Origin of the sequence: Lysinibacillus sp. FSL R7-0073, from assembly GCF_038009065.1 — a bacterium.
In the GTDB taxonomy this organism is placed as follows: domain Bacteria; phylum Bacillota; class Bacilli; order Bacillales_A; family Planococcaceae; genus Lysinibacillus; species Lysinibacillus fusiformis.
This window is the reverse complement of record NZ_JBBPAS010000001.1, coordinates 2,975,321-2,988,895: the sequence shown is the minus strand read 5'-3', so window position 1 is coordinate 2,988,895 and position 13,575 is coordinate 2,975,321. Positions and strand designations below refer to the sequence as shown.

The 13,575-nt window shown below is 36.5% G+C and carries 11 protein-coding genes; all 11 read left to right on the top strand.

Annotated features, from left to right (window positions below):
• The first annotated feature begins 7 nt into the window (after positions 1-7).
• The gene (locus tag MKY88_RS14850; RefSeq protein ID WP_340814038.1) at positions 8-1,606 is read left to right on the top strand and encodes an ABC transporter substrate-binding protein; all 1,599 of its coding nucleotides are present in this window, start codon (positions 8-10) and stop codon (positions 1,604-1,606) included.
• A gap of 66 nt (positions 1,607-1,672) precedes the next feature.
• Positions 1,673-2,590, top strand: coding sequence for an ABC transporter permease (locus tag MKY88_RS14845; RefSeq protein ID WP_193832500.1), 918 nt, complete (start codon positions 1,673-1,675; stop codon positions 2,588-2,590).
• 17 nt (positions 2,591-2,607) lie between these two features.
• Positions 2,608-3,522: an ABC transporter permease gene (locus MKY88_RS14840; RefSeq protein ID WP_193832499.1), complete on the top strand. Its 915-nt coding sequence runs from the start codon at positions 2,608-2,610 to the stop codon at positions 3,520-3,522.
• A gap of 19 nt (positions 3,523-3,541) precedes the next feature.
• A complete protein-coding gene (locus MKY88_RS14835; protein ID WP_069481884.1) occupies positions 3,542-4,537 on the top strand; it encodes an ABC transporter ATP-binding protein in 996 nt (331 codons plus the stop codon).
• A complete protein-coding gene (locus MKY88_RS14830; RefSeq protein ID WP_328200409.1) occupies positions 4,534-5,532 on the top strand; it encodes an ABC transporter ATP-binding protein in 999 nt (332 codons plus the stop codon). The genes MKY88_RS14835 and MKY88_RS14830 overlap by 4 nt, the downstream gene beginning before the upstream one ends.
• Positions 5,533-5,566: 34 nt before the next feature.
• Positions 5,567-6,697: an o-succinylbenzoate synthase gene (gene menC / locus MKY88_RS14825; RefSeq protein ID WP_340814037.1), complete on the top strand. Its 1,131-nt coding sequence runs from the start codon at positions 5,567-5,569 to the stop codon at positions 6,695-6,697.
• A gap of 47 nt (positions 6,698-6,744) precedes the next feature.
• Positions 6,745-7,587 (top strand): GNAT family N-acetyltransferase, encoded by an 843-nt coding sequence (locus tag MKY88_RS14820; protein WP_328200411.1) that lies wholly within the window; start codon positions 6,745-6,747, stop codon positions 7,585-7,587.
• A complete protein-coding gene (locus MKY88_RS14815) occupies positions 7,580-8,719 on the top strand; it encodes a M20 peptidase aminoacylase family protein (protein ID WP_340814035.1) in 1,140 nt (379 codons plus the stop codon). Before MKY88_RS14820 ends, MKY88_RS14815 begins: the two co-directional genes overlap by 8 nt.
• A 109-nt stretch (positions 8,720-8,828) precedes the next feature.
• Positions 8,829-10,934 (top strand): S9 family peptidase, encoded by a 2,106-nt coding sequence (locus tag MKY88_RS14810; protein ID WP_328200414.1) that lies wholly within the window; start codon positions 8,829-8,831, stop codon positions 10,932-10,934.
• Between the two features lie 72 nt (positions 10,935-11,006).
• Positions 11,007-12,443 (top strand): serine hydrolase domain-containing protein, encoded by a 1,437-nt coding sequence (locus MKY88_RS14805; RefSeq protein WP_193832493.1) that lies wholly within the window; start codon positions 11,007-11,009, stop codon positions 12,441-12,443.
• A 55-nt stretch (positions 12,444-12,498) separates the two neighbouring features.
• Positions 12,499-13,398, top strand: a complete 900-nt coding sequence (locus tag MKY88_RS14800) for a serine hydrolase (RefSeq protein WP_328200415.1) — start codon at positions 12,499-12,501, stop codon at positions 13,396-13,398.
• Positions 13,399-13,575 lie beyond the last annotated feature (177 nt).

The following is a 13,575-nucleotide window of genomic DNA, read 5'->3' as shown; positions in this document are numbered from 1 at the left end:
GGGGAGGATGAAGGTGAAAAAGAAAACCAGCGGAATTAAATTAATCGTTATGGTAATGATCATGGTTATTTTAGCAGGCTGTACCCCAGATTCAAATGAACAAAGTTCTGGAAATGGTGATAGCAAATCAAAGAATACATTAGTCATCTCTTCTGTTCGTGAGCCGGATACAATTGATGTCCATAACACAACTTGGGTTGATAATTCAACTGCTAATATTTATGACACATTGTTAAAAAGAGATCTTGAGGGAAATATCATACCTGGTCTTGCTGAAAAATATGACATTTCAGATGACGGTAAAATTTGGACTTTTTATTTAGATGAAAATGTCAGGTTTCATTCTGGGGAACCACTTACTGCTGAAGCGGTTAAAAAGTCATTTGAAAGGTTCCTAGAGTATTCTGCCGTCAAGTTTTTAGCTGGACCAGTGGACAAAATGGAAGCTGATGGACAAAAATTAATGGTTTATTTCACAGAGCCTTTTGCACCTTTTGCCAGTGGATTAACTACCGCCTATTTAGCACCGATGGATCCTAAGGCACTTGATGAGTACGGTGAGGATTTTGGAAAAAAACCTTCAGCTTCAGGAATATTTAAATTTGAGGAAAGAGTACGTGGATCTTCTATTACTTATATGAAAAATGAGGGTTATAATTGGGGTCCACCTTTTGTAGACAATAAGGGCGCACCTGGTTTTGATCAATATGAGTTCCGTTTCATTACGGATGACGATACGAGGGTACTAGAATTTAAGAAAGGTACCACGCAAATTATGACCAATGTGCCACCGAATTATATTAAAGACCTTGAAGCAACAGAAGGTGTGAAAATTGATCGTATGTTCGAACAAGGCATAACTTACTTAGGCTTCAATAATAAAAAACCAATGTTCCAAGACAAACGTGTTAGGCAAGCTATCGCACTTGGTATCAATCGGGATCCACTTGTAGAATTTGCTTTGGAAGGTTATGCAAAACCCCTCTTTGGTCCACTGCCTCAAAGCATCCCTGGTTATAGTGAGAAAGTTGAAGGAGAGGCAGCACAAAAATACACGCAAAATGTGAAAAAGGCTAAATCGTTACTCGAAGAAGCTGGGTGGAAGGATACAAATGGGGATGGCATTGTAGAGAAGGACGGAAAGCCTTTCTCATTTGAAATATGGTTATCTGATGAACCAGTTATGCAAAGAATTGTTCAAATTCTTCAAGGCCAATTAAAAGAGATTGGTATTGTAGTTAATATTTCTGTTCAAGAGCCAGCATCTATTAGTGCAAACACACCAAAGGGATTACATGATGCCATTTTAAATACGTACGGATGGTCAGATCCAGATATCTTATATATGCTTTTTGGAAAAGGAAGTTCATTAAGAATGCATTACGAACCTGAGGAATTACACAATTTACTCACTAAAGCACGTCAAACGATGGATATGGAAGAGCGGATGAAAATTTATGAGGAAGCACAGCAATTCCTTGTGGAGGAGTCTCCTTGGGTTCCGTTATTTGTACGTGAAAATGTAACCGCTTACCGTGACATTAATGGATTTAAACAAAATCCTTACTCACAATCAATTATTTTCAATGATATCACTTCGAAATAAAAATTAACCTGTAAAGTTAGGGACCGCTCATCGCTAACTGCCTTATTAAAAGGGGGGGATTAAAACTTGTCTAAATATATTTTGAATCGAACTCTTTCAATGGTTATTACTCTAATTGGTGTATCGATTTTAGTCTTTTTGATGATGCATCTCATTCCGGGTGATCCCGTAACTTATATTCTAGGAGACTTTGCTTCAGAAGAGGCCATAGTTGAAATGAAAAAGACTTTAGGTTTAGACCAACCGCTTTTTATTCAATACATTGATTACATTAAAAATGTGTTGCAAGGGAACTTAGGGACTTCCTATATTACAGGCTTAACAGTGGGTGAAGAGATTATGGCTCGCTTTCCAATTACAGTACAACTAGCACTGTATAGTTTAATCATAGGATCCGTCATTGGAATTTTAATGGGTATTTTAGCAGCAGTGAAACAAAACACAATCTTTGACCAACTAGCTATGGTGATTTCCTTAATAGGAATATCTGCACCAGGTTTTTGGATAGCACTATTCTTAATTTGGATGTTTTCCTACCAATTCAATGTTTTCCCTATCTCTGGATATCAAGGGTTTTACTCGTTAATTTTGCCATCTATAACACTGGGTTTAGGCTCAGCTGGCAATATAGCAAGAATGACGAGGTCTAGCATGCTTGAAGTTATTAAACAAGATTTTATGAGAACGGCTCAAGCTAAAGGGCTTGCCATGATTCCTATGATTTTTAAGCATGCCCTCCAAAATGCGATGATCCCAGTTATTACTTTAATTGGTCTACAGTTTGGTTTTCTATTAGCAGGTGCAGTAGTCATAGAAACGGTATTTGCACTACCAGGGTTAGGGAGTTTTTCTATTGAAGCCATTACTAAAAGGGATTTGCCAACAGTACAAGGGTTAGTTCTATTTATGGCATTTCTTTTTATTATAACTAATATGATCGTGGATCTCGTTTACAGTCTAATAGATCCTCGTATTAAGTATTAGAAAGGGAGGCAAGTATTTTGAGTAGTTCAGCTCCTAAACTTACAGATTCAGAAACTAAATTCAATCCTCCTCACAATAAAGATTCTGAAGCAAAGTCTAAAACATACTGGTCGATCGTGGGGAAAAGAATAATAACTAACAAAAGTGCTGTTAGTGGGGCCCTTATCTTATTGTTCTTCGTATCAATTTCCTTACTTGCTCCTTGGATAGCTCCACATCCAGTTGACGTAATGAATTTCGAACAAAGGTTTTTACCTCCAGGAGGACAATATTTTTTAGGGACAGATGATTTTGGGAGAGATATTTTTTCAAGAATAGTATATGGTGGTCGGGTTTCCTTAATGATGGGGCTTGTTGCAGTGCTAATCGCAGGTGTTATCGGTGTCATTTTAGGAGTGATAGCAGGCTATTATCGTAAATTTGATATTTATATTATGCAGGTTATGGATATTTTACTGGCTTTTCCTTCACTCCTTCTTGCCATCGCTATTATTGCTGTACTTGGGGTCGGATTAACGAACGCGATGATCGCAGTCGCAATTTCGGCAATACCTTCATATGTAAGGGTGGTTCGAGGATCAGTTTTATCAATAAGAGAAAAAGAATATATAGAGGCAGTTAAGGCCCTTGGCGTTTCAGATTTTAAAATCATTGTAAAGCACGTATTTCCAAACGTCTTATCACCCGTCATTGTTTTATCCAGCTTACAATTTGGAACTAGTATTCTAGTAGCTGCAGCGTTAAGTTTCTTGGGGCTCGGTGCTCAGCCTCCAACTCCTGAATGGGGTTCGATGGCTTACGTCGGGAAAGCCTTTTTAGGGCAGGCTTGGTGGATGTCCCTTTTCCCGGGTATGGCCATTATGTTAGTCGTCCTTGGTTTTAATCTGCTAGGTGATGGATTGCGTGACGCACTAGATCCAAGGCAAAAATAACTGCTTGGGAGTGAAAAATATGGGAATAAAAGATGAAGCGCTTCTGAGAGTGGAAGACCTTTCTATTAAATTTAAAACGGGGAAGAAAGATTTTGTAAATGCAGTGAGTCAGGTTAACTTTACTATTAATAAAGGTGAAACACTTGCTTTGGTAGGAGAATCTGGATGTGGAAAAAGTGTTACGTCCCTTTCCATTATGAGATTAATAGCAAATGGTGTTGGTGAAATTGAAGGGAAAATTCTTTTTAAAAATATGGATTTTAATCAAATATCTGAAAAGAAAATGCGTTCGATTCGAGGGAAAGACGTTTCAATGATCTTCCAGGAGCCTATGACATCCTTAAACCCTGTTCATAGAATTGGCAGGCAAATTAGTGAGGTTCTTAAGCTTCATACAGATGCCTCAGGAAATGAGTTGAAAAAGCAAACGGTAGATATATTAAAAAAGGTTGGAATTCCGCGTCCAGAAAAAATTGTTAACGAATATCCCCATCAACTTTCTGGCGGAATGAGACAAAGGATCATGATTGCAATGGCGATGGCGTGTAATCCTAGCCTATTAATTGCTGATGAGCCGACAACAGCATTAGATGTAACTATACAAGCCCAGATTTTAGATTTAATGAATGATCTCAAAACTAACTACGATACAGCCATATTATTAATCACGCATGATTTAGGTGTTGTAGCAGAAATGGCTGATCGGGTTATGGTCATGTATTATGGACAAATTGTTGAAGAAGCCCATGTGAAAACGATCTATAAAAATCCACAACATCCTTATACTATTGGTCTATTAAATTCTATTCCTAGTCTTGAAGATGAACAGGATAAGCTGCAACCAATCGAAGGCAATGTACCTAATATCGGGGAAGTAACGAAAGGATGTCCTTTCTTTTCTCGGTGCACCAAAGCTCATTTAAAATGTTTTGAAAGCAACCCACCTCTCATAAAAACGAATAACGAACACTCCGTTAGATGTTGGCTATATAGTAAGGAGGAGGCATTCGCATGAGTGAAGTATTGCTAGAAGTTCAAAATCTAAAAACCTATTTTCCAATAAATAAAAGTTTTTTTTCAAAAAATAAAGACTATGTTAAAGCTGTTGATGGCGTTACTTTCAAGCTATTTAAAGGAGAAACATTAGGAATTGTTGGAGAAAGCGGCTGTGGCAAGTCTACAACTGGAAGAAGTATTTTAAAATTAATTGAACCAACAAGTGGTAACATCCTATTTGAAGGCAAAGATGTTCTAAGCTTGAACAAGCAGGAATTGAGAAAGCTCAGGAAACAAATGCAAATTGTTTTCCAAGATCCATTTGCTTCTTTAAATCCTCGTTTACGAATATCTTCTATTTTAGAAGAAGCACTATTAACACATGGGATAGGAGCGACTAAAAAAGAAAGAAGACAGAAAGTAATAGAGATTTTGCAAATGGTGGGGTTAGGTGCTTTTCATGCAGATCGTTATCCTCATGAATTTAGTGGGGGGCAGAGACAAAGAATTGGTATCGCCCGAGCAATCGCGGTTGGACCCTCACTTATCGTAGCAGATGAGCCAGTTTCTGCCTTAGATGTATCTGTACAGGCACAAATACTAAACCTTTTTCAAAGCCTCCAAAAAGAATTAGGACTAACTTATATTTTTATTGCTCATGATTTAAGTGTTGTAAAACACATTAGTGACAGAATTGGGGTCATGTATCTAGGGAGAATGGTAGAGTTTTCCGATAAAAACCAATTGTTTGCTGAACCGCTTCACCCATATACAAAATCCCTTATGTCTTCTGTTCCAGTCCCAAATCCTGAAAGTGAAAAAAAAGACCGGATCATTTTAACTGGTGATGTTCCAAATCCGATAAATCCCCCTCTTGGTTGTACTTTCCATCCGCGGTGCTTCGCATGTATGGAGGTTTGTAGGACAAAAAAACCTAGAAACATAGAAGTTAAACCGGGACATTTTGTAGCTTGTCACATGTTTGAACCAGAAAGAATGGAAGTAAGAGACTAAAAGTAATTTTATATAAAAAGGAAGGTATTACCAAATGGATATAAATAAAATTTCGTTACAAAGAATTAAATTACCCTTAAAATCTTCGTTTGAAACTAGCTTCGGTAAAGTGACTGAAAAGGATATTATCATCGTTAAGGTTCATAGTGGAGATAAAGTTGGCTTTGCTGAAAGTGTCGCGATGCCTTTTCCTATATACAATGAAGAGACTACAGGTACAGTATGGCACATGCTTGAAACTTACTTGATTCCAAAGCTATTAGAAAATGAAATTAAAGAGCCCAAAGATTTCTCAGAATTGTTTTCCTATATACGTAGAAATAACATGGCAAAGGCAGCACTTGAAATGGCAATTTGGGATTTATATAGCAAGCAAAATGGGCAAGCGCTGTCTACTACACTAGGAGGTAAACGATCAGAGATTGAAGTGGGCGTAAGCATTGGAATTGAAAATAACATAGAAACTCTATTAAACAAGGTGGCAGGCTTTTTAGAGGATGGCTACAAAAAGATTAAAGTGAAAATAAAACCTGGCTGGGACATTAAACCTTTAGAGGCTATTCGGAAAAAGTTTGGAGAACAAATTCCACTAATGGCGGATGCTAATTCTTGCTACAGTTTGAATGATTCACAACTATTAAAAGAATTAGATCAGTTTAATTTAATGATGGTTGAACAGCCGTTAGCTCATGACGACATTATAGATCACGCAAAATTACAAAACTTATTAACAACACCTATCTGTCTAGATGAAAGTATTCATTCATTAGAAGATGCAAGGAAAGCAATTGAAATTAATGCATGTAAAATTATTAATATTAAGGTTGGTCGTGTAGGAGGGCTATTCGAAGCAATTCGAATGCATAATCTATGTGAGGAAAAAAATATCCCAGTATGGTGTGGTGGAATGCTTGAAGCTGGCATAGGTAGGGCTCATAACATTGCAATCGCTTCATTAAGTAACTTTAGTATTCCGGGTGATACATCTGCTTCTAGTCGTTATTTTGATAAAGATATCATTTTACCGGAAGTAAAGCTTTCAAAGGCTGGCACTATTATTGTTCCAGAACAACCTGGCATTGGTTTTGAGGTTAATCAGGAATTTATTAATCAACTTACAGTGAATCAGAAAGAGTTTATTAAAGATAAAATAAAGTTCTACTAAATGATTTTCAAGTTGATTTTATTTATGATGTCTGGAGGGATTTACCAATGGTTTTCACACAGCCAATCATCTATAAAAGTATTATAAGTTTAAAGGAAATACAAGATGTAGTTAGTTTTCAAGAGGATATCTGGGATAAAGATGTAGTAACGCCTCTTCCGCAGCTTGTTGCTGCAACTCACAATGGGGGAAACATCGTTGGAGCGTTTAAAGAAGGTGAGTTAATTGGGTTTTCATACGGTTTTTCCGGCTTTAAGAATGGGAAAAAATATTTAATTTCTCATATGACTGGCGTCCATAGTAAGTACCGTAATTATGGGATAGGCTTACAGCTAAAACTTAAGCAGAGGGAGTGGGCAGTGGATTACGGCTATCAAAAAATTGTATGGACTTTTGATCCTTTAGAAGCCAAAAATGCATACTTTAATCTTAATAAGCTAGGAGCATATTCTCAAACGTACTTTCCTTCTTATTATGGTGAAATGAGCGATAAACTGAATAAAGGTCTACCATCTGATCGTTTTTTAGTAGAATGGGATATTTGTTCGAACCGAGTAACGAATGCACTTACTGGTGTACTCAAAAAGGATACATTGGTTAATCACTATAAGTCTCTTTTGTCATATAGTGATAGTAAGAATATCCCATATCCCGATGAGAGAGAATCGATTAAGAATGAAGAGGGATATTTAATACCTGTTCCAGCTAATTTTCAGATTTTGAAACAAGAGGATTTTGAAGCTGCGAGGGCTTGGAGGTATAAGCTGAGAGATGCAGTAAATGATGCTTTCTCAAAAGGTTTTGTAGTAACTGGAATGTTAAAAAAAAATTTAGCCAACATCCATTTTTATGTTGTTGAAAATAAATCCATGGAGCCCCTATATGATTGAACAAATCAATAATTGGGTTGATGAGAATAAAGAGTTAATAAAATCAACATATCATCATTTTCATTCTAATGCAGAAATTAGTTGGAAAGAAAAAGAGACAACGGATTACTTATGTAAGCAATTCGAATATTTGAAAATACCTTTTGAGAGGTTTGAGGAGCATACCGGAGTTGTTGGATATTGGGGAAATGAAAAACTTGGTCCAACCATTGGAATTAGAGCAGACATGGATGCGTTATGGCAGCTGGTCGACGGAGAATGGAAAGCCAATCATTCCTGTGGTCATGATGCTCATATGACGATGGTTCTTCATACTATTTTTTGTCTAAAGAAATTAGGTTTTCAACCAAGGGGTCTTATTAAAATTATTTTTCAGCCAGCTGAGGAATCCGGTTTAGGGGCTAAGGCTCTAATAGATAGAGGCATTATGGATGATGTGGATTGTTTACTGGGGATACATGTACGTCCCATTCAAGAATTAAAATTTGGTCAAGCATCTCCTGCCATCTATCATGGCGCGACAACATTATTAAAAGGGAAGATCCGTGGAATTCAAGCTCATGGTTCACGACCAAATCTAGGAATAAATGTTGTTGATTCACTTGGAGCCATCATTCAGGCTGTTAACTCAGTTAAAACAGATCCGACATTCTCCTCATCTGCCAAAATAACCATGGTTCAGGCAGGTGGAAACAATATTAATATCATTCCCGATTATGCTGAATTTGGTATTGATGTCCGTGCACAACAGAACTATGTTATGGAAGATTTACTTAAAAAGGTAGAAAATGCGGTTCTTTCTTCGGGCTCAGCCAATGGGGCAATAGTTGAAATAGAGACACTAGCATCGATGATTGCTGCGGAACCTAGTTCACAACTTGAGGAACTAGTGGGAGAAGCTATTATTGAAGCTCTAGGGAATGACGCAATCGCTGCTCCAGTCATTACTCCTGGAGGGGAAGATTTCCATTTTTATAAAAAGTATTTTCCTCATATTAAAGCTACAATGATTGGACTTGGAACCGATTTACAACCTGGACTGCACCATCCTCATATGAATTTTAACTTAGATGCTTTGCAAAATGGTGTGAAAATACTTGCTATGACTACCATTAAGTTATTAAAACCATAGCATTAATTACAATTAATGGAAGAGACTAGATTAGAATATTGCAAAAATATTTTTCTGAAAAATAGCAATAATTAATTATCTATTTCTAATTAATAAGGAGTGATAAAAAATGTTAAGAACTACAGTGCCAGAAGATATTTATAAATTTGAATGGCCAAGCAATCCTGTCATTTCTCCTAATGGACAACAGGTAGTATATGAAAGAACCATAGCTGTGAAAGAAAATAATTACGAAACACATTTATATTTAAGTGATGTAGAAGGAAAAACGCGAAGAGTTCTGACATCCTCAGGCACCAGGAATGTCAATCCTATCTGGTCACCCGATGGAAAAACTATAGCATTTATCTCGAACCGTGCTTACGGAATGCAGGCATGGCTGTTATCTCTCGATGGTGGAGAGGCTCAGTGTCTGACAAAGTTTCGACAAGGAATTAGCTCAATAGTATGGGCTCCTAACGGTAAAACGATATATGGATTGGTACCAGTAGTTGAACATTCGGAACTAGAAACCTTTCATGAAAATGCAACAATTCATGAAGCGAATAGTGAGAAGGAACAAGAGGATAAGTTATGGAGAGATGGGGCTAAACGCTATCATCATCTATATTACAAAAATGATGGAACTGGGTTTCATAAACCGTACAAACGTCAAATTGTTGCTATTCATATAGATACTGGAACATTCATTTTGATAACAAAAGGAATAAATGAAGTTCATCAGCCTGACGTGTCACCAGATGGAAAATATATCGTGTTCAGTTCAAACGCAGAAAATGAAAATTTTCTTTTTGGAGGAAAGGTATATCGTGTTTCGTCTTCCGGAGGAGACGCAGAGTTGCTGTACAGTGATACAGAAGCAAGCTCACCTTCTTACTCACCTGATGGAAAGTGGATAGCGTTTTTTGGCAACCATGCAGAACAGAAGGAATTGTTAGTCATACCTTCAGAGGGAGGGGATGTAAGATGTTTAAGCAAAAAATATCAAGACACACTCCTTGATATGACTTTTACAGATATGCGTAATCTCAGATATGCACTTCGCCCACAATGGTCTAATAATAGTAGGTATATTTATTCGCTTAGTACCCATGAAGGAAGAAATGAAATTGTTAGATTCTCGAATGTTAAAAATGACGATCATCCGGTAATTATTGCTGGTGGAGACCGCGCTATTTTTCATTTTTCATTTGATGGAGAAGAGACGATCAGTATGGCCTATTCGACAGTCAATCATCCTGGGAAGATATCAGCCATTAGAATTGATGAAACGAATACAGCCGAATGTAATTATCGGTATCCAACAGAAGCTTTTCCTCAATTACATGTACCCATTTTCCCTGAAAGTGAAGTTCGTCTGGATGACTGCAACGACAAGTTATTATCCGAACTCATCGTAGTTGAACCTGAGGTTTTTTCCTATAAATCTGTTGATAACTGGTATATGCAAGGGTTTATTTTAAAACCCGCTAACTTTGACCCTGAGAAAAAATATCCTGTTCTATTAGATATTCATGGAGGACCACATTCTGCGTATGGTTTCACATATTTTCATCAATTGCAATTATTCGCTGCGCGAGGCTATGCAGTTATTTATACGAACCCACGAGGAAGCTCAGGATTCGGTGTAGATTTTACCAATGCTGTACATGGTGATTATGGTGGAAAGGATATGAATGATATTTTGAACGGACTGGACTTCGCCTTACAAAAAAATCAATATCTTGATAAAAATAGGGTAGCCGTTAATGGAATTAGCTATGGTGGATTCATGGTAAATTGGCTCATCTCTCACACCGATAGATTTTTTGCAGCAGTTTCTGAAGGCTGTATTTCGAATTGGATTTCCATGTATGGCACAAGCGATATAGCACCATATTTTATTGATCAGGAGTTTCTTGGAAAGACAGATTTGGAGAATCTTTGGAAATTCTCTCCTCTTGCCTATGTAGATAATGTAAAAACGCCACTTCTACTTCTACACAATGAAGATGATTTACGATGTCCAATAGAGCAGGCAGAACAGTTTTATTCCCATATTAAGCGTCGAGGAGGAGAAGTAGAATTGGTTCGTATCCCACAATCAAGTCATGGGCTCCTCCAATACGGAAAACCCGAATTAAGAATAGCTAGATTGAATTCAATGCTCGATTTTATAAACAGACATTTACCTATAGAAAATTTTTCGAACTTAATAACGACTGAGAATCAATAATGTGAGGATAATAGTTAGATCATCGATTCGATCTACATTATTATATACAACTACTCTAAAGGAGGAAAAGAAATGAAAGTAGATGTGAATTTAAAAGCATTTGAAGAGGCTGGTCAAAAGATAACGGAAAAACATAAGATTCCTGGTACTTCTGTTGCAATTGCTGAAGCTGGGGAGATTCTTTACCATAAAGGATTTGGCTTCCGTAATGTAGACGATGGACTACCTGTTACTGAAAATACAGTTTTTGGTATTGGGTCGATAACAAAATCATTTACTTGTGTGGCTATTATGCAACTGCAGGAAGTCGGTAAATTGAATGTGCATGATCCTGTTAGTAAATACTTGCCTGAATTCAATGTTAAAAATAAAGAGGCTATCAAAGATATCACTATTCATCACTTTATGACTCACACAGCAGGATTGCCTCCAATGTCTTCGTTATTTTACGCAATGAAAAGGTCACTAGATCTTGACCCAACTGTAAAAAATTATCCGGGTTTAAATATTAATGTTGAAGAGCACGGACCAATTGACACTTATGAGCAACTTATGCAGTTTATTGATGAACAAGATATTGAATTATTGGGGGCACCTGGTACACATTTTAGTTATTCCAATGAATCATATGCCTTGTTAGGAACAATCATCGAACGCATCAGTGGAATAAGTTATGAACAGTATATATATGATCATATCCTCACTCCTTGTGGTATGGAAAACAGCTATTTCACAATTGAGGAGTACGGTGATTATGAAAATATCACCACTTGCTATACAGAGGACAAAAGCGATGGAACAAAACACGTTTTTGCTGCACCAATTTGGTGGGATTCTACTTCAATGCGAGCAGCAGGCTTTTTGAAATCTACAGCTAGAGACATGTTATTGTATGCAGAAATTTTCCGTAATGCTGGTGTAGTAAATGGTAAGCAAATATTATCGGAAGAAAGTGTAAAAGAAATGACTAAACCCCATATTCAATTACAACCTGGAAGATTCTATGGGTACGGTTTTATGATTACTCCCGATTATTTTGGCACTACTCTTATTGAACATGGTGGAGGGCTCAAGGGAATTTCAGCTCAATTAAGTATTTTACCTGAAAAAGGGGTTACAGGTGTTGTATTAACTAACTTGGCAGGTGTACCTGCTGCCCGAATTATGCAACTTGCATTTAATGCTTTGAGTGAAAGAGAGGTAGACGCCAATCACCTTACCTTTGAAGAATATGATATTTCAGAAGAACGACTTAAACAGTATCAAGGAGAATATCAATCGAATGAAGGGACGAAAGTGTGCATTAAAATCAAGGAAGGAAACCCAGTTCTACTCTCACAAAATGTAGAGATACCAATAACTTTTGTGAGCGATAACATGTTTATAGCATATTTTAATGACTTTACAGAAATAGCTGAGATACTAGTAGATGATAATAGTGAAGCATACGGAATATCATATCATTTTAGACAATTCCCTAAAGTTTCGGTAAATATACCACTTAACTAGTGAGTTCCAAGATTTTCATATTGAACTCCTTATATAGAAATTTGAGAGGATGTTGATGATGGGATTACAGGAGAGTTTGGAAAAAATTATACAAGAAGCTACTGGGACATTCGGGGTTTATGTGAAACATCTGGAATCTGGAGAGACTGCTGCAATAAATGAGAATCGTTTATTTCAAACTGCAAGTGTTTTTAAGATTCCGATTTTGGTCACTTTATATCGTGATGTTCAAATGGGGAAGGTCGAACTAAAAGAACGTATTAGGTTGGAAGAAGAGGACTTAGTCAATGGATCAGGTATATTTAAGGAGTTAATTCCTGGAATCGACGTTACGATAAAAAATTTAGCCACTATGATGATAATTGTTAGTGATAATGTGGGAACAGATAAATTATTGAACATTTTAGGAAAAGAAAATGTAAATCAATATATGAAAGAAATTGGACTAAGCAATACTTACATTAATCTCAGCTGCTGGGAGCTACTTTGCTCATGTGTTGGATTACCGCCCCAAAAATTTTCAATTGACACTTATAATGACATTAATCGTCGATTTAAAAATGGTGAAATTGATCATCATTCAATTGTATTTAAAGAAAGTCATGCAAACAATGTAACAACCGCAGCTGATATGGCACTTTTATTAGAAAAAATGGCAAATAAGCAATTAATCTCTGAAAAAGCTTGTCATGATATGTTTGAAATCCTTGCCAAGCAACAGTTTCGAAGTAGAATACCTTATTTATTACCTCAAAATACAGTTGTTGCTCATAAAACTGGCACCATTGCTAGTGTTGTCAATGATTCAGGGATAGTCCAGCTACCTGATAGTAAAGGTAATTTTATCATTTCGGTATTTTCTATAGGAAATAATACTGAAGCTGAAGGTGCTAGTATTATATCTAAATTATCGAGAGTTGCTTATAATCATTTTCTAAATAAAGTAACCGTGTAGCTTTAAACCCAAAGGCTATTATAGTTTATAAATATAACCTGTTATGAAAAAGTATACAACTATAACATAACTCATAGCTAAATGGTATGATGATGTTACAACTAATAAGTTATTATTTTCTTGTTGAAAAATCAATTAATGTTGGGGTATTCACACTAAATATATTTATAGTGAATA